Annotated in this window: 18 protein-coding genes; 5 read left to right on the forward strand and 13 right to left on the reverse strand. The window is 62.0% G+C overall.

Annotated elements, in window-relative coordinates; genetic code table 11:
- Positions 1-62 precede the first annotated feature (62 nt).
- On the reverse strand, positions 63-707 hold the full coding sequence (locus P3T17_RS27915) for an HD domain-containing protein (RefSeq protein ID WP_429409681.1): 645 nt from the start codon (positions 705-707) through the stop codon (positions 63-65).
- Positions 708-777: 70 nt separating this feature from the next.
- Positions 778-1,029 carry a hypothetical protein gene (locus P3T17_RS27920; RefSeq protein ID WP_429409683.1) on the reverse strand — a complete coding sequence of 84 codons (252 nt, stop codon included), beginning with the start codon at positions 1,027-1,029 and terminating at the stop codon, positions 778-780.
- Between the two features lie 147 nt (positions 1,030-1,176).
- Between P3T17_RS27920 and P3T17_RS27925 the strand changes: the two genes are divergently transcribed.
- Together P3T17_RS27925 and P3T17_RS27930 are read left to right on the forward strand one after the other, a co-directional pair.
- Positions 1,177-2,010 (forward strand): AraC family transcriptional regulator, encoded by an 834-nt coding sequence (locus P3T17_RS27925; protein WP_429409684.1) that lies wholly within the window; start codon positions 1,177-1,179, stop codon positions 2,008-2,010.
- A gap of 229 nt (positions 2,011-2,239) precedes the next feature.
- Complete coding sequence (locus P3T17_RS27930) at positions 2,240-2,665, forward strand: PRC-barrel domain-containing protein (RefSeq protein WP_074268151.1); 426 nt, start codon at positions 2,240-2,242, stop codon at positions 2,663-2,665.
- A gap of 234 nt (positions 2,666-2,899) precedes the next feature.
- Here P3T17_RS27930 and P3T17_RS27935 read toward each other — a convergent pair whose 3' ends face one another.
- Positions 2,900-3,409, reverse strand: coding sequence for a GAF domain-containing protein (locus P3T17_RS27935; RefSeq protein WP_429409685.1), 510 nt, complete (start codon positions 3,407-3,409; stop codon positions 2,900-2,902).
- Positions 3,410-3,508: 99 nt separating this feature from the next.
- A complete protein-coding gene (locus P3T17_RS27940) occupies positions 3,509-4,315 on the reverse strand; it encodes a DUF899 family protein (protein WP_429409686.1) in 807 nt (268 codons plus the stop codon).
- Positions 4,316-4,621: 306 nt separating this feature from the next.
- Here P3T17_RS27940 and P3T17_RS27945 point away from each other — a divergent pair, with 306 nt between their 5' ends.
- Positions 4,622-6,139, forward strand: a complete 1,518-nt coding sequence (locus P3T17_RS27945; RefSeq protein ID WP_074268149.1) for a GGDEF domain-containing protein — start codon at positions 4,622-4,624, stop codon at positions 6,137-6,139.
- Between the two features lie 69 nt (positions 6,140-6,208).
- Here P3T17_RS27945 and P3T17_RS27950 read toward each other — a convergent pair whose 3' ends face one another.
- On the reverse strand, positions 6,209-7,258 hold the full coding sequence (locus P3T17_RS27950; protein ID WP_429409958.1) for a HoxN/HupN/NixA family nickel/cobalt transporter: 1,050 nt from the start codon (positions 7,256-7,258) through the stop codon (positions 6,209-6,211).
- Between the two features lie 226 nt (positions 7,259-7,484).
- Here P3T17_RS27950 and P3T17_RS27955 point away from each other — a divergent pair, with 226 nt between their 5' ends.
- On the forward strand, positions 7,485-8,603 hold the full coding sequence (locus tag P3T17_RS27955) for a 3-deoxy-7-phosphoheptulonate synthase (RefSeq protein ID WP_429409687.1): 1,119 nt from the start codon (positions 7,485-7,487) through the stop codon (positions 8,601-8,603).
- A 158-nt stretch (positions 8,604-8,761) separates the two neighbouring features.
- On the opposite strand, the gene P3T17_RS27960 is transcribed toward P3T17_RS27955, so the two are convergent.
- From P3T17_RS27960 to P3T17_RS27980, 5 genes are all read right to left on the reverse strand, one after another.
- The gene (locus P3T17_RS27960) at positions 8,762-10,243 is read right to left on the reverse strand and encodes a heavy metal sensor histidine kinase (RefSeq protein WP_174567564.1); all 1,482 of its coding nucleotides are present in this window, start codon (positions 10,241-10,243) and stop codon (positions 8,762-8,764) included.
- Between the two features lie 8 nt (positions 10,244-10,251).
- Entirely contained in the window at positions 10,252-10,938 is a 687-nt protein-coding gene (locus P3T17_RS27965; RefSeq protein WP_074268147.1) for a heavy metal response regulator transcription factor, read from the reverse strand.
- A 118-nt stretch (positions 10,939-11,056) separates the two neighbouring features.
- On the reverse strand, positions 11,057-12,538 hold the full coding sequence (locus P3T17_RS27970; protein ID WP_429409688.1) for an efflux transporter outer membrane subunit: 1,482 nt from the start codon (positions 12,536-12,538) through the stop codon (positions 11,057-11,059).
- Positions 12,538-13,761: an efflux RND transporter periplasmic adaptor subunit gene (locus P3T17_RS27975; RefSeq protein ID WP_429409690.1), complete on the reverse strand. Its 1,224-nt coding sequence runs from the start codon at positions 13,759-13,761 to the stop codon at positions 12,538-12,540. The genes P3T17_RS27970 and P3T17_RS27975 overlap by 1 nt, the downstream gene beginning before the upstream one ends.
- A 22-nt stretch (positions 13,762-13,783) precedes the next feature.
- A complete protein-coding gene (locus tag P3T17_RS27980) occupies positions 13,784-16,987 on the reverse strand; it encodes an efflux RND transporter permease subunit (RefSeq protein ID WP_429409691.1) in 3,204 nt (1,067 codons plus the stop codon).
- 686 nt (positions 16,988-17,673) lie between these two features.
- Between P3T17_RS27980 and P3T17_RS27985 the strand changes: the two genes are divergently transcribed.
- Positions 17,674-18,693, forward strand: coding sequence for a DMT family transporter (locus P3T17_RS27985; protein ID WP_429409692.1), 1,020 nt, complete (start codon positions 17,674-17,676; stop codon positions 18,691-18,693).
- 78 nt (positions 18,694-18,771) lie between these two features.
- Here P3T17_RS27985 and P3T17_RS27990 read toward each other — a convergent pair whose 3' ends face one another.
- The 3 genes from P3T17_RS27990 to P3T17_RS28000 all read right to left on the reverse strand — a co-directional run bounded on the left by P3T17_RS27990 (position 18,772) and on the right by P3T17_RS28000 (position 20,792).
- Positions 18,772-19,191 (reverse strand): type II toxin-antitoxin system HicB family antitoxin, encoded by a 420-nt coding sequence (locus tag P3T17_RS27990; protein WP_429409693.1) that lies wholly within the window; start codon positions 19,189-19,191, stop codon positions 18,772-18,774.
- Between the two features lie 127 nt (positions 19,192-19,318).
- Entirely contained in the window at positions 19,319-19,474 is a 156-nt protein-coding gene (locus tag P3T17_RS27995) for a type II toxin-antitoxin system HicA family toxin (RefSeq protein WP_429409694.1), read from the reverse strand.
- A gap of 193 nt (positions 19,475-19,667) precedes the next feature.
- Positions 19,668-20,792, reverse strand: a complete 1,125-nt coding sequence (locus P3T17_RS28000; protein WP_429409695.1) for a mandelate racemase/muconate lactonizing enzyme family protein — start codon at positions 20,790-20,792, stop codon at positions 19,668-19,670.
- Positions 20,793-20,844: the final 52 nt, after the last annotated feature.

Here is a 20,844-nt window from a genome sequence, read left to right on the forward strand (position 1 = left end):
AGAACCGGAGCGCCAGTATCGGCAGGACACCTGATCTCTTTTTTGGTTACCCACACTAACGCTCAGATTTCGTCCGCGAATTCGTCGAGAAAGCGCTGCAGGCGTTCATGGTGAAGCTGTGCCAAACGGGCGCCCGTTTCCGTCTGGAAACCCGATGCGAGTTTGAGAAGCTTCGCGCGGAAATGATCGAGCGCGAATCTTCGGTCATCCAGAGGCCGCTCCGATGCATGCGGATCGACCGGGTCATACAGCGCGCTGCCCATGCGGCCGGCGACATAAAAACACCGCGCCACGCCGAGCATGCCGATTGCATCCAAACGATCCGCGTCTTGCAGCGTCTTCGCCTCAACCGTCAGCGGCGCAACGCCAGCTGAAAAACTGTGTGCAGCGACGGCGTGCGCGACGGCTTCAACCTTGGCGGGTGGCCAGTCGAGCGCGAGCAGCACATGTGCGGCCTTGTCGGCGGAAAGACGCGACGCCTGACTGCGCAGCGGCGAGTCTTTCTCGGTCGGGACACAGTCGTGCAGCAGCGTCGCGGCGAACAGCACTTGCGCATCGCCGCCTTCCTTCGCCTGAATCGCCGCCGCATTTTTCCACACACGCTGCAAATGCGAGGTGTCATGCGAGCCGTCGCCGCCCGTGTCGCCCGTGTGCGGCAGCAAGGTGTTGGCCAGATCCTGGAAGGGGAAAAATGCAGGGTGCGTCATGAGGGTGATGGCAATCGCCAGTTGGGTAAGCCGGCGATTATCGCCTGGGACACCCTGACCCGCGGACTATTCAGTTCGCCTCGACCATCGACCGCAGCGCTGCATCGCGGATCTCCAGCACCTCGAAGATCCCTAAAGCCCGCAGTGCCGGCAGTGCGTCGACGATATCGCGCTCTGCATCAGCCCTTCCCTGCGCAGACGAACGTCGGTCGGTCCAGATTCTCGCGTTGGCGAGAAACGCACCCACGGTTCCCTTGCGCACGACGACGCCGTTGACATCAGCCTGATTCAGATGGTCGGGTAACAGATCTTGTGCTTTCATCTTTAGCTTCCTTCATTGGTGATTTGAACCGGCCGCAGGTAGGCCACGCATCCGCCCATCAAGCCACGCCGCCGGAAAGATGCCACTGTAGATGGACGAGTCCAGCACGTCTCCGGTATAAAGGCCATTCAATACGTCGTTCCGGCCATGTCAGATCCTTTGATTTCCGTGCACGAGGCGGACTCCGCCACCGGGCCTTTCCTGATCGCTGTCGAACGCAGCGGCGCTGAAACGCGCATCACGCCCACGCATCAGCATGCCCGCGGCCAGCTGCTCGGCGCGTTGCACGGCCTGCTGTCGGTCGGGGTCGCTAACCAGCAGTGGGTCGTGCCCGCCGTGCATGCGGTCTGGATTCCACCGCATCGGACGCATTCGCTGCGCTCGCACGGTGCGTATTCTGGCTGGAGCGTCTATATCGACGAAGCGGCGTGTGCACAGCTGCCCGCCGAACCCTGCACGATCAGGATGTCGGCGCTGCTGCGGGAAGCCGTCAAGCGTGCTGCGAGCTGGCGCACGGAGGTGCTCGATACGGCGCAGTTGCGCGTGGCAGGCGTGATCGTCGACGAAATCCAGAGCTTGCCGCGCGAGCGTCTGGGCTTGCCGATGCCCCTCGACAACCGCTTGCAGCGCGTCGCCCATGCGCTCACCGAGGACCTCGCGGACAACCGCCGGCTGGAACAGTGGGCCGAGTGGGCGGCGATGTCGCCGCGTACCTTGAGCCGCCGCTTTGTCGACGAGACCGGTTTCAGCTTTGCCGAATGGCGGCAACAAGCGCGCCTCTTGCGCGCACTCGAAATGCTGGCCACGCAGACGCCGGTCACGAGCGTGGCGCTCGAGCTCGGCTACGACAACGTGAGCGCTTTCATTGCGATGTTCAAGCGCGCCATGGGCACCACGCCAAGCCGCTATTTCCATTCATACGACGGAATTTCCGCGCGAGCGCCCTCTTCGGCAGGCAGCGAAGAAGAAGATGCCACGTAGCGCTCGCGATTGCCGTTGGCCTGGCACCGCGAGGCTGGCGCGACTAAGGGCTTCTCACCGGTGGGCACAGTTAAAGTGCAGTGGTACGTGTTGAAAGGTATGATGGTTCCCCGCGCGCCCTGCCACGCCGGCAGCGCGCGACCCGCGGTTGCGGCGAAGCCTGGCCGGCGTCGCAACCGCGCGCACGAAGTACGTGCCCGAAACCGAATCTAACCACGGAGTGAACGATATGGCTTTGCACAAGGCAGTTTTGGTAGCAGTGGCACTCGCAGCATGTATCGACGCGCACGCACAGGTCGCCGGCACGCAGCCTCTGAGCGTCACGGTCGAGCAATCGCAGGCGCTTCTGCAAGGCTGGAGCGTGAAGAAGAGCGTGCTGGGCAAATCGGTCTATAACGACCAGAACGAAAAAATCGGCTCGGTCAAAGACCTGATCGTGGCACCGGACGGTTCCGTTTCGGCGGCTATCCTCGCAGCAGGCGGATTCCTCGGCGTCGCCACGCATGACGTCGCGGTGCCCATCGCCGCGCTCGACATTCGCGGCGGCAATCTGTATCTGCCGGGCGCCACCAAGGACGCCCTGAAGGCAACGCCTGAGTTCCAGTACGCAAAGGTGCAAACACCGCCCAAGCCCAAGAAGGTTCAGGCGCAGTGACCCTGCAGTAGACCGCAGTGATCTGTTATCAGCAGTCCTGAGCTGAGGTTGTTGCGGCTGGCAGGGTCAGCCGCAACTCAACCGCAAGCGCAGCGCACCGGTTCGAGCCTTGCACTCAAATGAAAAGGATTCTCGCGATCGGCAAAGCTGTCGTGGTGGATCCACGCGAAATGCGCGACGTCGATAAAGCCTTCTGTCTGGCGTCCCGCTGGGTCACGATGCCTGCGTGCATCGCTACTTTGCCGCGGCACGCCCCCACGCGAGTTCGACGAACACCCGGCACAACGCCTCCATTCCCCTGGCGTCCTCGTCGTCGAAGCGCGCAATCAGCGGACTGTCGACGTCCCAGACGCCGATCAACGAGCCGTCGGCGGCGATCAGCGGTACGACGATTTCCGACTGCGATGCCGAATCGCAGGCGATATGCCCGGGAAACTCATGAACGTCACGCACGACCTGGGTCGCACGGGTCTGCGCCGCAGTCCCGCACACGCCCTTGCCGAGCGCGATACGCACACAGGCCGGCTTGCCCTGAAACGGCCCGACCACCAGTTCGACGCCGTCGAAGAAATAAAACCCCGCCCAGTTCAAGCCTTCGAGGGAGTTGAACACGAGCGACGAGAAATTCGCCGCGTTGGCGATACGATCGGTCTCGTCGGCGAGCAGCGAGCGCGCCTGGGCGACCAGCTCTTCATACTGGGCAGCCCTGGAAAGTTCGGTTGAAGCGGTAGAAACCTGAAACATGATGCCGTCCGTAGCGGATACCAAAGAAGCGGAGCGGCCACCGGCCTTGCGCGCCGGCCAGGCCGCTCCTGCGTTATGCGAACGCGTATCTTACGCCCGTCACGTCGGCTCGGCATGGGTGCCGGCATCGGTGGCCGGGTTCGTGTCGTCATGACAGCACGACCCAGCCCGGCCGGCGACCGCCGCCGGCGCGTCGTACTCCAGCTTCGGGTACCAGTCCTTGCCACGGCCAGCCGGCGTCATGTCGAGCAAGGTCCAAAGCGGCATGATATCGGGGGCGCCGCGCGGATCCTGACCGGGATCGGCGGTCTGCGGTCCCATCTCCTCGCCCCAGAAATGCCGCAGCACGCCCCCGGTGCGCGTGAAGACGTTGAACGCCGGGGTGTCGTCGCCGTCCGGGTCTTCATTGGCGTAATCGCGATTGAAGCTGTTGCCGCCCGACGAATACAGCCTCAGGTGGCGCCAGCCCCGCTCGTTTTTGAACGCTACCAACCGCTCGATAGGTGATCGCGCAACCACCGCGAACGCCACCCGTTGCAGAATATCGGGCATCTGGCCGTCGAGGGCGCTCAGACACGACGTGCACATCGGACATGAGCGTGCAGTCTTCGGACCGTACATCCAGTTGTAGACGATCAGGGTGTCGTGGGTACCGAACATCTCCGCGAGCGTCACCGGCCCGTGTTCGCCGTCGAAGCGGTACTCCTGCGGCACCTTCCCGCCTGCCGGCAGCGCGCGACGCAGGGCGGCCACCCGCTCGATATGGCGACGCAGTTCGATTTCTTCCGCCAGCAGCGCATTGCGGGCCTCGCGATAGCGCGCGTCTTCGCCCGGAAATCGCCGCGGCGACTGCGCCAGCACCCGGGCGGGCTTCAGGCCTTGGGCAAATCCATCCGTGTAAATCATCCGTTACCTCCTGCCTGGTTTCGAGGAAATAAGGGCGCAAAAAACGGTCTGATGCGCGGCCTGGCTTTGCCGCATGACCGTCGATACCGCCCTACCTGCACGACGAACGGGAGATCGAAGAATCGACAGCATCACCTCACAAACCCCTGGCGCCGCAACGTAATCGCGCATTACGGGTTGCCGGCCGCTACGCGCAGGGATATTGTCCATATAATCTAAAAAATGCACCGCAACGGTCGGCAATGGTGGGGGACAAGGTTTTCGCCATGGCGACCGCAGACTGAAAACTGACTCCGGGGTCAAACCGTGCGCCGTCCGCCGAAGCTGACATACCTCGCGCTGATCGCCGTTTCGCTCGTGTGCCTGCACGTCATATGTCTACTGGCGTTTCGTGCGCAGGCAACGGTCGTCACCTACCCGTTCATGGTGCTGGCGCCCTCGCTTGCCTGCGCCAGTTGCTGCTGGCGGGCCGCGACCGAGCTTCCCGCGTCGCGTTCGCCCTGGATTCTGCTGAGCGCCGGGATGTTTTTGTGGACGTGCGGCATCTTCCTGAGTGCCTGGGAAGATATTTTCCAGCACATTCCACAAAGCGCCGCGTGGTTCTCCGATTTCTCGTTCTTCCTGTATGGCGTGCCGGTTCTGCTCGCCGTTTCGTCGGTATCGGACAAGCAACGCATTCCCTTCTTCATCTGGATGGACGCGGCCCAGGCGCTGCTGACCGGCTTTCTCCTGTACGTGAGCATTTTCTCCGTGGTGCCGTTTTCCGACGCCCCGCTCGAACCCGTCTCGGCTACGACCCTGGTTCTGACCTACAACGCCGAGAACGTCATTCTCGCGATCGCCGCGAGCCTGCGTCTGCTTGCCCAGCCGCGTGGACAGGAGCGCAGATTCTATGCGCTGCTGTTCTGCTTCCTGTGGATCTACGCCGTCGCGGCCTACGTCTATAACAACTGGGCCGCCTCGACCGATGGGCACGCGCCGATGGACATCCTCGTCGATCTGCCGTTCCTGTTCCTCGCCGTGGCAGCGGTGGCGTCGCGGCCGTCGCGCCCGCTGCTCGAGGAGGTGAAGCACAAGCAGGCACTCGCGCTGTTCATCGAGAACGTCAGCCCGATCTTCTATACGGTGGCCCTGCTCGCGCTCAGCATCTCACTGATACACGAGCATTTTTATGCAGGAACGGTGGGGATTTTCACGGCTCTCGTGGTCTATGCCACGCGCTCGACCACGCTGCAGGCCCGGTATATCCGCGTGCAACGCGAGCTGCACGAGGCACGCGACCGGCTCGAACAGATGGCGCTCACCGATGCGCTGACCAATACCGCCAATCGCCGGCGTTTCGACGACGCGCTGACGCTCGAGTGGAATCGCGCCGTGCGCAACCGGCATCCGCTCGCGCTGCTGCTGATCGATATCGACTACTTCAAGATGCTCAACGACCGCTATGGTCATCCTGCGGGAGACAGGTGTCTCGTATCCGTCGCGCTCGCGCTGCAGTCGGCGTTGCCGCGCAGCGGCGATCTGCTCGCGCGCTACGGTGGCGAGGAGTTTGCGGCCATTCTGCCCTCAACCGATGAAGCCGGCGCACGCCTGGTAGCCCTAACGATGCAGGACGCAATCCGCGCACTGAAGATCCGCAACGAAACCTCCACGGGACTCTTTGTCACCGTCAGCGTCGGCATTGCGGTGTTCGAATCGGCACATGCCGGCACCGCTGAAATCATCGAGGCCGCCGATCAGGCACTCTACCGGGCCAAGCAGCTTGGCCGCAATCGCATAGAAGCGACTGCGCAGCACGATTTTCTGCGCAATGGCACGCAGTAGGCTTGCGATCGGCACGCGGCAAGTCGTGGCTCGAAGCGCCCTCGCCGCGCCAGTTCAGCTTCGGCCTCATCAAAGCGATTCAGCCTGAATGTCCACCTCTTCGAACCGCTTCCACCGGTAGATAGCCGCCGAAAGCAGCCAGCTGACGATAAACACGCCGACGATCCCATAGCCAATCAGGCCGAAATTGTCGTTCAGGCTGCCGATGAAACCCCAGAACGCGCCCGACAGATGCAGCTGGTCGGCGAGCAACCCAAGCCCTTCGATCCCACCCACCAGCAGCGCCACGACGACCGAGATCGTGGTGATGGTGATGTTGTAGTAGAGCTTGCGGATCGGCTTGACGAAGGCCCAGCCATAGGCGCCCAGCATCAGGATGCTGTCGGTCGAATCGATCAGCGTCATGCCCGCAGTGAACAGCACCGGAAACACCAGGATCGACCAGATCGGCAGCCCCTGCGCCGCGCTCGCCGCGGAAATGCCCAGCAAACCGACCTCGGTTGCAGTATCGAAGCCAAGCCCGAACAGAAAACCCAGCAGGTACATATGCCAGCTTTTCGTGATCAGACGGAACAGCGGGCGGAAAATGCGTGCAAGAAAACCGCGGTTGTTCAGCAGCAGATCGAAGTCTTCGTCGTTGTAGGGCTCCCCGTTGCGCACGCGGCGAAACGCGCGGATCACCGAGCGCAGGATCACCAGGTTCATCAGCGCAATCGCGAACAGGAACAGTGTCGAGACGATCGTGCCGATCACCGCACCGATTTCCTTGAGCCCATCCATCCGGCTTTGCAGCGCCAGGGCCGTGGCGGCGATGCCGGCCGAGGCCAGCACCACGATCGTGGAATGCCCGAGCGAAAACATCAGCCCGATGCTGACCGGCCGCTTGCCGGCCTGCATCAGCTTGCGCGTCACGTTGTCGATGGCCGCGATGTGATCGGCATCCACCGCATGCCGCAAGCCGAACGAATAGGCCAGCAGGCTCGTACCCATCAGCAGCGGATAGTGGTGAAACGCGATGAACGCCCATAGCCAGGCGGCGATGTTGAACACCACCAGGAAGCCGTATAGCCCGACGATTTTCCGCCTCAATTGACCGCCGCCGCCCAACAACGCTTTCATCAGATCCGTCACTGCCTGCCTCCCTGCATGCCCGGGTCGACAGCCTGCCGCCATGGCTCACTGTCGCGCTCTTGAAGTTGTCCGCCACAATAGTACTTTTTTCAAAAAAGATCATATCGATCCTGTTCCGTTTAGCATGCGGGACGGCCACTAACCGCCCAGCGAGCGCGGCACGCGCGGCGAGTGCGATAATCGAGGGCTACGACCGTGCCTTCAGGAGAGCATTTTGAGCAGCATCGACAATCCTTTACATGACCGCGAAGTCGGTGTGGCCGACCCGACCCAGGACACGACCCGTATCGACGACGTGCGGATCGGCGCGGTACGCCCGCTCATTTCACCGGCACTGCTGCAGGACGAGCTGCCGGTACCGCTGGGCGTGCAAACGCTCGTCGAGCAAAGCCGCGTGGCCATTGCCGACATCCTGCACGGTCGCGACGACCGGCTGGTGGTAGTGGTCGGCCCGTGTTCGATCCACGACCACGACCAGGCGCTCGACTACGCGCGCCGCCTCAAGCACGCCGCGGATGCGCTGAGCGAAGACCTGCTGATCGTGATGCGCGTGTACTTCGAAAAACCGCGCACCACGGTGGGCTGGAAAGGCTATATCAACGACCCGCGTCTCGACGGCAGTTTCCGCATCAACGAGGGGCTGCGCCGGGCGCGTCAGCTGCTGCTGGAAATCAGCGAACTCGGTTTGCCCACCGCCACCGAATTCCTCGACCTGCTGAGCCCGCAATACATCGCCGATCTCGTGGCGTGGGGCGCAATTGGCGCACGCACTACCGAGAGCCCGAGCCACCGTCAGCTTGCTTCGGGCATGAGCTGCCCGATCGGCTTCAAGAACGGCACCGATGGCGGCGTGCAGATCGCCGCAGACGCGATCGTGGCGGCACGAGCCAGCCACGCGTTCATGGGCATGACCAAAATGGGCATGGCGGCGATCTTCGAAACGCGCGGCAACGACGACGCGCACGTGATTCTGCGTGGCGGCAAGAAAGGGCCGAACTACGACAGCGCCTCAGTGGAAGAGAGTTGCGCGGCGCTCAGAAAGGCGGGCTTGCGCGAGCAGGTCATGATCGACTGCTCGCATGCCAATTCGGGCAAGTCGCATCTGCGACAGATCGAAGTGGCGCAAGACCTGGCGCAGCAGCTCAGGCAAGGCGAAAAGCGCATCATCGGCGTGATGATCGAGAGCAATCTGGAGGAAGGCCGCCAGGATCTGAAGCCGGGCGTGCCGCTGCGCTGCGGCGTGTCGATCACCGATGCGTGTCTGAGCTGGGTGCAGACCGAGCCCGTACTGGACACTCTGGCCAAGGCGGCACGCGAGCGCCGCGCACGCTGAAGCCAGCGCGCTGGTGTTTCCAGTGATGGCCATGGTGGCGCTGGTTGCCGTGAAGGCCTTGCCGCGAATCGAAAAGCCATAGCGCACGCTGGCGCGGCCGACAACTCAGGGCCTGACGCTATCGCGCAGGCCTGTTCATCCGAGTCACCTGCCGCCTGTCAACGCCCAGCCGGGGCCGGCTCAGGCGTCACGCCGTGACCGCTCACGACGTTGTTGCGCTCGACGGTCATAACGGGTTCGCGTACCGTTTGCACTTCCTGCTCCGACTGTACGTCGACCCACGGCGCATCGACTGAAAACGCGAACATGTTGACGCCGTTCGCGCTCTCGACCGACACCTTGCCGCGGTGCATCTCGGCGATCGCCTTGACGATCGCAAGACCGAGGCCGTGATTCTCGCGGCTATTCGTGCGCGACTCTTCCGCCCGGTAGAAGCGGTCGAACAGATGATCCAGTCTCGACGGATCGATCGCCTGACCTGGATTCGCCACCGCGATGCGCACCTGACCGTCCTGGCGCGAAATCGTCACCGTGACCGTGTCGCCGGGCGCGCAGTGCTGGATCGCATTCATCAGCAGATTGGTACAGGCGCGGCCGAACAGCGAACGGTTGACCGGCGCAAACGCATCGCCGCGCGACACGGCGCGCACCTGTGCCTCGTCGAACGGAATCTCGAGAAACTCCAGCGTGCGCGCCACTTCCGCGGCGAGCGACACTTCGACGAGCCCCGTGGCGCGCTCGCCCTGATCGGCCCGCGCAAGAAACAGCATGTCGTTGATGATCCCGCGCATGCGTTCGAACTCTTCCAGATTCGACTGCAGCGTGTGACGCAGATCTTCCACGGAACGGTTGCGTGTCAACGCAACCTCGGTTTGACCGATCAGAATCGTCACCGGCGTGCGCAGTTCATGGGCCACGTCGGCATTGAACGACTCGAGCCGCCCGTAAGCGCCGTCGAGCCGCTCCAGTGCGCCGTTAAAGGAGTGAGCCAGATCGTTCAGTTCATGCGGCAGCGCCGCCGTATTCAGGCGCTGCGAACGATTGTTTGGACTGACCTCGGAGGCGTCCTTGGTCAGACGCCTGAGCGGCGCGAGACCGATACGCGTGACCGAATAACTGAGGAGCAGCACCGCAAGACTGCCCAAGGTAGACAGCGCGGTCAGCGCGGCACCGAAGGCCCGCATGGTGCGCACATTCGGCTGACAACTTGCCGCCACCTGCAGTTGCACCGCTGGCCGCACGCCCGCTGGCGGCACCACCAGCGTGCGCGTCAGCATGGCCGGCCCGCCCGCCACGGGCTCGACCCGCGTGTAACCGCCTGCCCAGCTATCGGTGACGCGCCCCTGAACCGGCGCACCGTAGTGGAAATCCGGATCGTCGCTAGAAACCGAGTACATCGTCGCACCGTCGCGCGGCGACATATCGGTCAGCTTCTCGCGCGCCATCCGCCATTTATCCAGCGTAACCGAGTGGTACACGATGATCTTCGCGATCTCCATGCGGTCGTCGAGCGACTCGCGCAAATGGTGATCCAGCTGCGAACGCATCACGAGAAACAGGCCCGAGCCGACCAGCGTGAACACCGACAATGCGACGAGGGCAAACATCATCGCAAGGCGGCGCGCAATCGAGCGGTTAATTGAGCGGGTCATAGCAATTCTGCCTCCTCCCGTACCTCGAGCACATAACCCATGCCGCGCACCGTATGCAGAAGCTTGGTGCGAAATGGACCGTCCAGTTTGGCGCGCAGGCGCTTGATGGCGGTTTCGACAACGTTCGTATGACTATCGAAGTTGACGTCCCAGACCAGTTCGGTAATCGCCGTCTTCGACAGGATATCCCCCTGGCGGCGTGCCAGCACGCTCAGCAGCTGGAATTCCTTGGCGGTGAGGTCGAGGCGCACGCCGTCGCGCGTGGCGCGCCGGCCAATCAGATCGACAAACAGATCGCCGACCGAAATCAGCGTCGATTCCTGCGAACGGGTGCGGCGCGCGAGAGCATGCAGGCGCTCCACGAGTTCGAGAAACGAAAACGGTTTGGTCAGATAGTCGTCCGCTCCTTCGCGCAGACCGCGCACGCGGTCGTTGATATGATCGCGTGCGGTCAGCATGATGACCGGTGTGGACTTGCGCATACGCAGCGCCTTGAGCACGCTGAAGCCGTCGCGCTTGGGCAGCATCACATCGAGGACGATCACGTCGTAGTCGAACTCGGTGGCCAGATGCATGCCCTCTTCGCCATCGAGCGCAATGTCGACCACCCAGCCCTGCTCGGTCAAACCCGAGCGCAGGTAGTCCACCACCTTGTGTTCATCTTCGACGATGAGCAGTTTCATTCACGCCCCCTAATTCCTTACATTATACGAAACGCCCCGTTTTCCCGTGCGCGAGACGGGCACTCCCCCCTTTTTCCTGGTCATGCCCGGTCCATGCCGGGTACGTACCTGGCAATTGTCAGTTCGGATGGTTGTTCATTGCCTGCTTGTCCGTGACTGGCTGGCTGACATCCCAGCCGCCGCCCAATGCCTTTACCAGCGAGACCGACATGGTCATCTGCTGGCCGTGAATCTGCACATCCTGACGCTCGCTCGTCAGCAGCGACTGCTGCGCGGTGATGACGTCCAGATAGGCGACGAGGCCGCCCGAATAGCGGTCGTTGGCGAGCGACAGCAGGCTCTGCGCATCGACCACGGCCTGATGCGACTGTCTGGACGCGCCATCCAGCACCGACAGGCCGGTCACCCCATCCTGCACCTGCTGGAACGCGGTCAACACGGTCTGACGGTAATTCGCCTCGGCCTGCTGATAGCCTTCGCTCGCGAACTTGACGTTCGCCGAGCGGCGCCCGCCGTCGAATACCACCTGCGAAACAGCCGCGCCGAGCGTCCACATCAGACTGGGCGCGCTCAGCAGATCGGCGAAATTAGTACTCTGCCAGCCGATACTCGGCGTGAGCGTCAGCGTCGGGAAAAACGCCGCCTTGGCGACGCCGATCTGCGCATTCGCCGCAGCCATCGCACGCTCCGCCGAGGCCACGTCCGGGCGCCGTTGCAGCACATCGCTTGGCACACCTAGCGGAATTTCGGGCACCTTCGTCTCGATCACCTTGGGCTCGATCGAGAATTGCGGCGCCGGCACGCCGACCAGCGCGGCAATCGCATGCTCGAACTGCGCCCGTTGCACGAGCAGCAGTTGCGCCTGCACCTGGGTTGAATCCAGCTCCGACTTCTGCTGCAGCACGTCGAGCCCGGACACCGAGCCCAGATCGTGTTCCGCAGTCACGTAGTCGAGCGCTTTCTGCTGCAGGACCACGGAGCGGTTCAACACGTCGATCTCGGCGTCGAGTTCGCGCAACGAGTAGTAGTCGCTGGCGAGATCAGTCGTCAGCACGAGTCGCGCATTGGCGAGATCGTCGGCTGACTGCTCGGCGGAGGCCTTGGCCCCTTCCACCTCGCGACGGATCCGGCCGAACAGGTCCGTGTCGTAGTCGATTTGCGGTCCGACAATCAGGCCGTTCTGCACAGTCGACTGGTTCGGCGTCGAATAGGTAGTGACCGGACGGTTCTTCGAGATCTTCAACCGCTCCGCCTGGCCGCCGAGATCGACCTCGGGTATTTCCTGCGCCGCGGTATTCGCGAGCGTCGCCTTGGCTTGCTCGTAATGCGCGACCGCAGCGGCGAGTGTCTGGTTCTGGTCGAGCGCCTGGCCTTCCAGCGTATTGAGCGCGGTGTCGTTAAAGCTCATCCACCAGGTCAGATCCATCGGCGCGTGCGACGGCTCCGCCACGTGCCAGTACGAGTCGGTGCGCCACTCAGGCGGCGCATCGGCATGCGGCTGATGATAATCGGGGCCCACTGTGCAGGCTGCCAGCAGCGCAGCCCCCACAGCCGCAGCCATCATGCGCAGCGGCGGCACGGCGATCGGGCACCCGCGCATCACGCCGCCCCCTTGTTGGTGGCCGACGGCTGCTGGACTTGCACGTGATCGCCATCGGCAATCGAATCGCTCGGGTTGATGATGATCTTGTCGGTCGGCTCGATGCCGCTCTCGATTTCGAGCGTGTTGCCGAGATCCTGCGCAATCACGACCTTGCGCAGATGCACGATACCGTTACTGTCGACGACGGCCATCTGCGTACCTTGTGCGCGGAACAGCAACGCATTGCCCGGCACGAGGATATTGGCATGCGTCGTCGACGGCACAGCGACCTGCACATAGGCGCCCGGGCGCAGCGCGCCGTCCGCATTCGGCAGACGCACTTCGATCTGCAACGAACGGGTCGGCACGTCGATCGCACCGGCGATGTGCGTGATGGTGCCGTGGAACTGCTTACCCGGCAATTCGGCCTGGGTCACCACGACCTCCTGGCCGACTTTCACGTTCTGCGAGTAAGCCTGCGGCATCTGCACATAGACGCGCAGCGGATCGGACTGTGCCAGCGCGAACAATGCGCGGCTCGTGCCGCTGCCGGCATCGATCAGGTCGCCGACATCCACGTTACGCTGCGTCACCACGCCGTCGAACGGCGCCACGATCCGCTTGAACGATTCGAGCTGGTTCAGGCGCCGCACGTTGGCGTCTGCCGCGGCGAGATTCGCCACGTCCTGCGTATAAGTGCTCTGCCGCTCGTCCAGTTCCTGTTGCGAGACCGCATCGCGCGTGCGCAGCTGCTGCCAGCGCTCGTATGAACTCTTGGCGAGGCCAAGGCTCGAGTTGATCTGATCGCGCTGTGCCTTGGCCTGCTGCAGTTCCTGGTCGATTTCCGGCGTGTCGAGATCGGCCAGCAACTGCCCCGCCTTCACGTGCGCGCCGATATCGACGTACCAGTGCAGCAGATAACCGGTGGCGCGCGCGAAGATCGGCGATTCGACATAGCCGCGCAGCGTACCCGGCAGCAGCGTATTACCGCTGCCGTCGGCCTGCTTGGGCGTCACCACGTTCACGTATTGCAACGCGTTCTGCTGGGTCGTTTCGGCCACCGAACGGTTTTGCAGAATGTCCGCCACCACGGTGCGCAAGGCACCGAGCGCAAGCAGCACGAGCACGATCCAGATCGCGATCTTGGCGCGTTTCCATTCCTGGTGGCGGGGCGGCAAAGCGTGCCCATCCTCAGTGTCCCGCGCGGGGATTGCTAGCGAAGCATGAGTTTTTTCGGTCATCTCAGTCAGCCGTCATTTAACGTTACGCGTGCTTGCCATCGCCGGCGCTAGCGCCGTCGTCGGGGCCCTGCTCGCCATGCGCGCCACCGTTACGGCGAGCGAGGCGCGTATGGATCGCCGCAAAAACCAGCGGCACAAAAAAGAGCGTTGAAATCGTTGCAAACAGCAGGCCGCCGATCACCGCACGGCCAAGCGGCGCATTCTGCTCCGCCCCTTCGCCGAGACCCAGCGCCATCGGAATCATGCCGATAATCATGGCGAAGGCCGTCATCAGCACCGGGCGGATCCGGCTCGCCCCTGCCTCGAGCGCCGCGGTCAGCGGCGGCGCGCCGGCGTGCAGGCGCTGCCGCGCGAACGACACCATCAGAATACTGTTCGCAGTCGCCACGCCCATGGTCATGATGGCGCCGGTCAACGCCGGCACGCTCAGGTGCGTGCCGGTGAGGAACAGCATCCACATGATCCCCGCCAAAGCCGCCGGCAACGCGCTAATGATGATCAGCGGATCGACCCACGACTGGAAGTTCACGACGATCAGCAGATACACCAGCACGATGGCCATCGCAACGCCCACGCCCAAACCGAAGAACGACGTGCGCATGGTCTGCACCTGGCCGCGCACCACGATCTGGCTGCCGCGAGGCAGCGTCGCACGGGCCTGCTCCACCAGCTTGTTCACCTGCGCCGCGACGCTGCCAAGGTCGCGTTTTTCGACACTCACATACAGGTCGATCACCGGCCGGATGTTGTAGTGCGACACGAGTGCGAACTGCGTTTGCGGCCCGACCCGCACCAGGTTGCCGAGCAGTTGCGTCGGCCCGTTGGCCGTCGCCGACACCGGCGTGCGCAACAACTGATCGATCGACGAGATGTCGTACTGCGGCGTCTGTATCGCCACGCTGTACTCGACGCCGTTCTTGTTGTTGAACCAGAAGCTCGGCGATGTCTGCGTGCTGCCCGACAATGAGATGAGCACGTTCTGCGCCACATTGTTGGCGTTGAGGTTCAACTGCTGCAAGCGGGTGCGATCCATGTCCAGATTGATCACCGGCTCGTCGACCAGTTGCTGGATGTGCGTGTCCACCGTGCCGGGAATCAGCCTCACCTGCTTGTAGAGCTTACGCGCCACGTCGAAGTTGCCTTGCTGGTCGTTGCCGACAACCTGCACATCGATGGCGGCAGGCAACCCGAAGTTCAGGATCTGCGTCACGATGTCGGCCGGCTGGAAGAAAAATTCCACGCCCGGAAAGCGCTGCGGCAGGATCTGGCGCAGCTTGTCGACATAGGTCTGGGTAGGCTTGTGGTCCTTGTTAAGCGCCACCTGAATCTCGCCGTCCAGCGTGCCGATCGTGCCGGAATTGCTATAGGATAGGTTGATACCGCTATACGGCAACCCCAGGTTGTCGAGAATCGTCACCAGTTCTTTCTGCGGCACCACTTCACGTACAACCTTTTCCACTTCATCGGCAAGACGCGCGGTTTCTTCAATCCGCGTGCCGGTCGGTGCGCGCATGTGCAGACGGATATCGCCGGCATCGACCGCCGGGAAGAAATCTTCGCCGAGCACGAACACCAGGCCCATCGAAACTATGCAGAAACCGAGGAAGATGGTGCCGAACCTGCCGCGACGTACCAGCACGGTACTCAGGATGACGATATAAGCTGCACGCATGCGCTCGAAGCCGGCGTCGAAGCGATGGTAGAGCCGCATGAACAGATTCGGCTTGCTGCCCGCTTTCGGCGCGTGCGCGTGACCCATCAGCAGCATGGCGAGCGTCGGCACGAGCGTACGCGAGAGGATGTACGACGCGATCATCGCGAACACCACGGCTTCGGCAAGCGGCACGAACAGGTATTTCGCCACGCCCGTCAGGAAGAACATCGGCACGAACACGATACAGATACACAGCGTGGAGACGAGCGCAGGCACCGCGATTTCGCCGGCACCTTCGAGAATCGCCTCGTGCAGATCCGTGCCCATATGCAGGTGCCGTTCGATGTTCTCGATTGTCACCGTGGCGTCGTCCACCAGAATCCCGACCGCCAACGCAAGGCCGCCCAGCGTCATGATGTTGATCGTCTGGCCTAACGCATGCAGGACGATTAGCGAGGTGAGAATCGACAGAGGAATTGACACCGCAATAATGCAGGTGCTTCGCCAGTTGCCGAGAAACAGCAGGATCATCGCTGCGGTCAGCGCGGCCGCAACGAGCGCTTCGCGGATCACGCCCTGCACCGCCGCCTTCACGAACACCGACTGGTCGAACAGCGCCTTGACGTCAAGGTCAGGCGGCAAGGCGGCGCGCGCGGTGGGCAGCAGCGCCTTCAACGAATCGACGATCGCCAGTGTCGAGGCACTGCCGGTCTTGAGCACCGACATCAGCACGCCGCGATGGCCATCCTGGCGCACGATATTGGTCTGAGGAGAGTAGCCGTCGCGCACATGCGCGACCTCTCGCAGATAGGTGGTCGCGCCATTGAGCGTGCGCACCGGCATGTCGTTGAGGCCCGCGATCGTGGCGGGCGACCCGTTCATGTTGACGGTGTATTCCTTGGGCCCGATCTTGGCCGTGCCGGTCGGCAAAATCAGGTTCTGCGCGTTAAAGGCATTCACCACATCGGAAGGCGTCATGCCTTTTGCGAGCAAGGCGCGCGTGTCCAGGTCGACTGAAACGAGCCGTGTTTTACCGCCGTAGGGGTAAGGCACGGCTGCCCCTGGGATCGTCACGAGTTGCGGACGCAGGAAGTTGAGCGCGACGTCGTTGAGATCCTGCTCCGACTCTTTCGGACTCGACAGGCCGAGCTGGATCACCGGAATACTCGAGGCCGAATAGCTGATCACCAGCGGCGGCGTGGCGCCCGGCGGCATCTGCTTCAACTGCGCCTGTTCGACCGCAACCGTCTGGGCGATGGCGGTTTGAATGTTGGCGTTCGGCTGCAGGAACAGCTTGATGATCGTGATGCCGGCGAGCGATTGCGACTCGATGTGCTCGATGTCGTTCACCGTCGTCGTCAGACTCCGCTCATTGACGGAGGTGATCCGGTTGGCCATGTCTTCGGCCGACAGACCCGTGTAGCTCCAGATGATGCTGACGACCGGAATATTGATTTCCGGCAACACGTCGACTGGCGTCGTCAACAGCACGAACGGCGTCGCCAGCAGGATCAGAATAGCCATCACGATGAACGTGTATGGCCGCTTTAGCGCAACGTTGACAATCCACATTGAAACGCGCCCGAAAGAATTCTGGAAAGGATGAGAAGTCGCCGTGACCTGAACGTACGCGTCGTACGCGTTACGTTCACGCCGGATCAACGGTGACGTGCACGCATGACATCCGGGCGAATCACAAACGGATGAACGCCGCGTGCCGCAACGCTAGCGGACGCAATGCCAAACCGGTCGCCCCCGCTGACCGGCGAAGCCACACATGTCCCACGGTAAATCTGAGCCTATGCTAGTTGGTTGGCACCAACGTCTGCATGGCGCCAAAATGGCAAATCTGTCAGGAAGGAGAACGTAAGCTGACGGGTGTCGACGGCTGATTCTGCCGGCCTGACGGGCGAGCAAAAACGTGGTCAGCATAGCCTGTCCGTGTGACGACGAGCATCGGGTGTGCTCCCACCCGGGCGGTCTGCGCGGGGTTGCGAACGGTGTGCATCGTGGTGGCTGTGATTTCCTCTATGGCTTCGAAACTTGCCTTGTATTATTGAACGTTCAGTCATAATATTGGGACCAGTGTTGGGCCGATGGGCTTATTGGTGCATGCGGTTCAGAACGTGGCCGCTTGCGGGGTTTTCTAAGTAAAACGCCACGAAATAACAGCGTTCAGATAAGACGTATGGACACGGACAGTTCCACGGCGAAGACGCCACGGCGGCTCGTCTTTATCTATTTTTGACCATTCATTCATGAATAAAGCACTCGAACCGTCCGTCGCCGTGAATCATGAATCCAGCGCTGCAGCCGCGCCAGGCCCACTCGTCGCCGCATATGGCAGCTATGCGAAAGGCCTGTTTTGCTGTCTCGTCGCAACGGTGTCCTTCGGACTGATGTTCCCGGTGATGACGAGTGCGCTCACTCGCATCGATCCGTTCTCCTTCACGTCGCTGCGCTATCTGGTTGCGGGAGCAGCGTTTCTGATGCTGCTGCACCGCAAGGAAGGCAGCGCCGCTTTTCGTCTGCAAGGCGAGCCGGTCGTGCTCGCGTGGCTGCTTGGTTCGATCGGTTTCGCGGGTTTTGGCGCATTCGTCTTTCTCGGCCAGCAACTGGCAGGACGCGATGGCGCGCTCACCGCGTCGATCATGATGGCCACCCAGCCCATGCTCGGGCTGCTCGTCAATTCGGTAGTCCGGCGCGTGTTGCCGCCGGTCTATTCCTTTCTGTTCATTCTGCTGTCGTTTTGCGGTGTCGCACTGGTGGTGACCAAGGGGGATATCGGCGGGCTGCTGCACGAACCACAGCATTACGCGGCCGACGCACTCATCGTGGCCGGCGCGCTCTGCTGGGTGATCTACACGTTCGGTGCGACGTTTTTCAAGCAGTGGTCGCCGCTCAGATACACGACGCTGACGATCTGGCTTGGCCTCACCACGATCATCGCACTCAACCTCGCGCTCTTTGCCGTGCACGCGATCGCGGTGCCGCGGCTCGCGGCGGTGGGCGCGATCACACCGCATCTGCTGTATATGGGACTTGGCGCGGGCTTTATCGGCATCCTCAGCTGGAATCTCGGCAACCGGATCTTGACGCCATTGAACGGGGTGCTTTTCATGGACGTCGTGCCGCTCACGACGTTTATCGTCTCGGCGTTGACCGGCGTGATCGCCACGCCGGTGCAGATTGCCGGTGCCTGCATGACCGGCGCCGCGCTGGTTCTCAACAATCTGTATTTGCGGCGCCGGGCGCGGCGGGTTACGGCTCTGGGATAATCCGGGGCAACTCGACCGCAAATACAAAGTCCCCGGAGGCACGAACGCACTCCGGGGACGAATCTCGTATCGCTCTCGTCAGACGATAGACACTTCCAGTCGCTTGCCCAGCTTGTTAAACGCCGCTTCAATGGCGTCGAGTTTGGACGAGTGACGCGGATCGAGTAACCGATCGACCTGCGGCATGTGTACGTCCAGACGACGTGCAAGTTCCGATTTCCTGATCCCTTGGCGCATCATCTCGTTGGCAAGCAAAACCTTGGAGACGACGAGTGCCGGCAACGTCACAACTGCTTGTCCTTTCTTCGGCTTTGAGGGAGCAGGAATTTCCCGCTTCTCATCGAAGTAAATCTCGATGGCGCTTTCCAGTGCGTCCAGCGCGTTAAGCAGCGCCTCGTCTTTATCGTCTCCGACCGATACAGCTTCGGGGATATCCGGGAAGGTCACCAGGTACGTGTCGTTCGTATCCAGCTCCAGTTTCACAGGATAAGACAGCATGGCGATTTGATTCTCCTGGTTATCACATCCATTGATAGAAGTGTGAGTCACACATCTATGCATACAACAACCTTTTGGCCCACCTCACGGAACAGTTGTGAAAAAAACCTTCGCCGGGGCCGTCACCTCACTTGATACCAAGTTGCTTCTTGATCTGCTCAACTAACCCAGTTCCTATTTCCTTCTTGCCATGGTCCGGAAAAATCGTGGTCTTGCCATTGAGCGTTACCCGGAAGTGGCTACCTTTGGCGGGTTCGAATTCGGCACCTAGTTTTTTAGCCACCGCCTGAACTCGCTATAACTCATAAACCTCCTCTCGTTTACAAGTTACGGCAATAATACAACATTTGTGTTGTGTTAAACAAGAACGGCACAACAGATCTGTTGTGCCGTTCTTTTCGTCTCTCCGGAAAGGCAGCTAGACAGGCCGCGGGGGCCGACGCGATTGCCAGCGCAGTTCAGCCCGCACCGGGCGCCTACTTCACCACACTCCACTTCCCATACTTCGCCACCGCCTTTTCATCGAAGTCGAAGCCTAGCCCAGGCGTCTGATGCAAGATGATCCTGCCGTTCTTGTGCTCGAGTTGCCGGTCGATCAAACGACGGAAGTTAAGCACCTGATCGTCCCAGAAGTACTCCACGTACCGGGCATTCGGCGTGGCCGCCACAAGCGGCGCATGCGCATCGTGGAACCAGTGAGGGCACATCACAACCCCATAGCTCGCCGCAGTCGCCGCGATGCGACGCCACTCGGTAATGCCGCCGCACACCAGCGCATCCGACTGCAGGATCGCCGCACCGCCCTTGTCGAGCAGTTCCTTGTGGTACCAGCGGCCGTAACCGATCTCGCCAGTGGCAACCGGCACGCGCGTGAGCCTGGCGAGACGCGCATGATTGTCGATGTCGTCCGGTGAAAACGGCTCTTCAATAAAGTACGGATCGAACTGCTCGATGCGACGCACGTGCTGCAGCGCTTGCGTGACATCCGCCCAGCCATTGTTGATGTCGATCATCAGTTCGACGTCCGGACCAACCGCCTCGCGTGCCGCCCTCACCCGCGCCTCCTCTTCGCGCGGCGAGAGACGTCCGCCCTTCATCTTGACGGCCTTGAAGCCCAGTTCGACGTAGCCCGCCATCTCCTCACCGAGCATTTCCGGCGTCTTGCCCTCCAGATAATAGCCACCGCTCGCGTAGGCCGGCACAGTTTCGAGTTCGTTGGCGCCGAGGTATTTGTGCAGCGGCACGCCGTGCGTGCGCGCATTCAGATCCCACAGCGCCGTATCGAGAATACTGATGGCACGCATTACCGTCCCGGCGCGCCCCTGCAGCAGCGCCTCCTGGTACATCGCCTGCCACAGGCCCTCCACTGCATAAGAGTCCTTACCGATCAGTACCGGTGCCAGCAACTGCTCCACCGCGATACGCAGCAGCTCACCGCCCGCACTGCCCACGTAGCAAAAGCCAATGCCCTCGACGCCGTCGCTCGAACGCACCTTCACGAGGCCATAGTGGCGGGTGGACACAGTACGGGTGGCAAACGATGTGACGCGATCGAGCGGGACGCCGGCTGCGCAGACCGACACTGATTCAATTCTGGGCATTTCAACACTCCTCCATTTTTTGGGTACCGGTCCACGTGTTGCGCGGATCTGG

The sequence above is a fragment of the Paraburkholderia sp. GAS82 genome (genome assembly GCF_050436285.1).
GTDB classification, from domain to species: Bacteria; Pseudomonadota; Gammaproteobacteria; order Burkholderiales; family Burkholderiaceae; genus Paraburkholderia; species Paraburkholderia phenazinium_B.

Bases quoted from the DNA above. Each gene is read 5' to 3' on its own strand.
- P3T17_RS27915 (WP_429409681.1), bottom strand. From the start codon at position 707: ATGACGCACCCTGCATTTTTCCCCTTCCAGGATCTGGCCAACACCTTG.
- P3T17_RS27920 (WP_429409683.1), bottom strand. From the start codon at position 1,029: ATGAAAGCACAAGATCTGTTACCCGACCATCTGAATCAGGCTGATGTC.
- P3T17_RS27925 (WP_429409684.1), top strand. From the start codon at position 1,177: ATGTCAGATCCTTTGATTTCCGTGCACGAGGCGGACTCCGCCACCGGG.
- P3T17_RS27930 (WP_074268151.1), top strand. From the start codon at position 2,240: ATGGCTTTGCACAAGGCAGTTTTGGTAGCAGTGGCACTCGCAGCATGT.
- P3T17_RS27935 (WP_429409685.1), bottom strand. From the start codon at position 3,409: ATGTTTCAGGTTTCTACCGCTTCAACCGAACTTTCCAGGGCTGCCCAG.
- P3T17_RS27940 (WP_429409686.1), bottom strand. From the start codon at position 4,315: ATGATTTACACGGATGGATTTGCCCAAGGCCTGAAGCCCGCCCGGGTG.
- P3T17_RS27950 (WP_429409958.1), bottom strand. From the start codon at position 7,258: ATGAAAGCGTTGTTGGGCGGCGGCGGTCAATTGAGGCGGAAAATCGTC.
- P3T17_RS27965 (WP_074268147.1), bottom strand. From the start codon at position 10,938: ATGAAACTGCTCATCGTCGAAGATGAACACAAGGTGGTGGACTACCTG.
- P3T17_RS27970 (WP_429409688.1), bottom strand. From the start codon at position 12,538: ATGCGCGGGTGCCCGATCGCCGTGCCGCCGCTGCGCATGATGGCTGCG.
- P3T17_RS27975 (WP_429409690.1), bottom strand. From the start codon at position 13,761: ATGACCGAAAAAACTCATGCTTCGCTAGCAATCCCCGCGCGGGACACT.
- P3T17_RS27980 (WP_429409691.1), bottom strand. From the start codon at position 16,987: ATGTGGATTGTCAACGTTGCGCTAAAGCGGCCATACACGTTCATCGTG.
- P3T17_RS27985 (WP_429409692.1), top strand. From the start codon at position 17,674: ATGAATAAAGCACTCGAACCGTCCGTCGCCGTGAATCATGAATCCAGC.
- P3T17_RS27990 (WP_429409693.1), bottom strand. From the start codon at position 19,191: ATGCTGTCTTATCCTGTGAAACTGGAGCTGGATACGAACGACACGTAC.
- P3T17_RS28000 (WP_429409695.1), bottom strand. From the start codon at position 20,792: ATGCCCAGAATTGAATCAGTGTCGGTCTGCGCAGCCGGCGTCCCGCTC.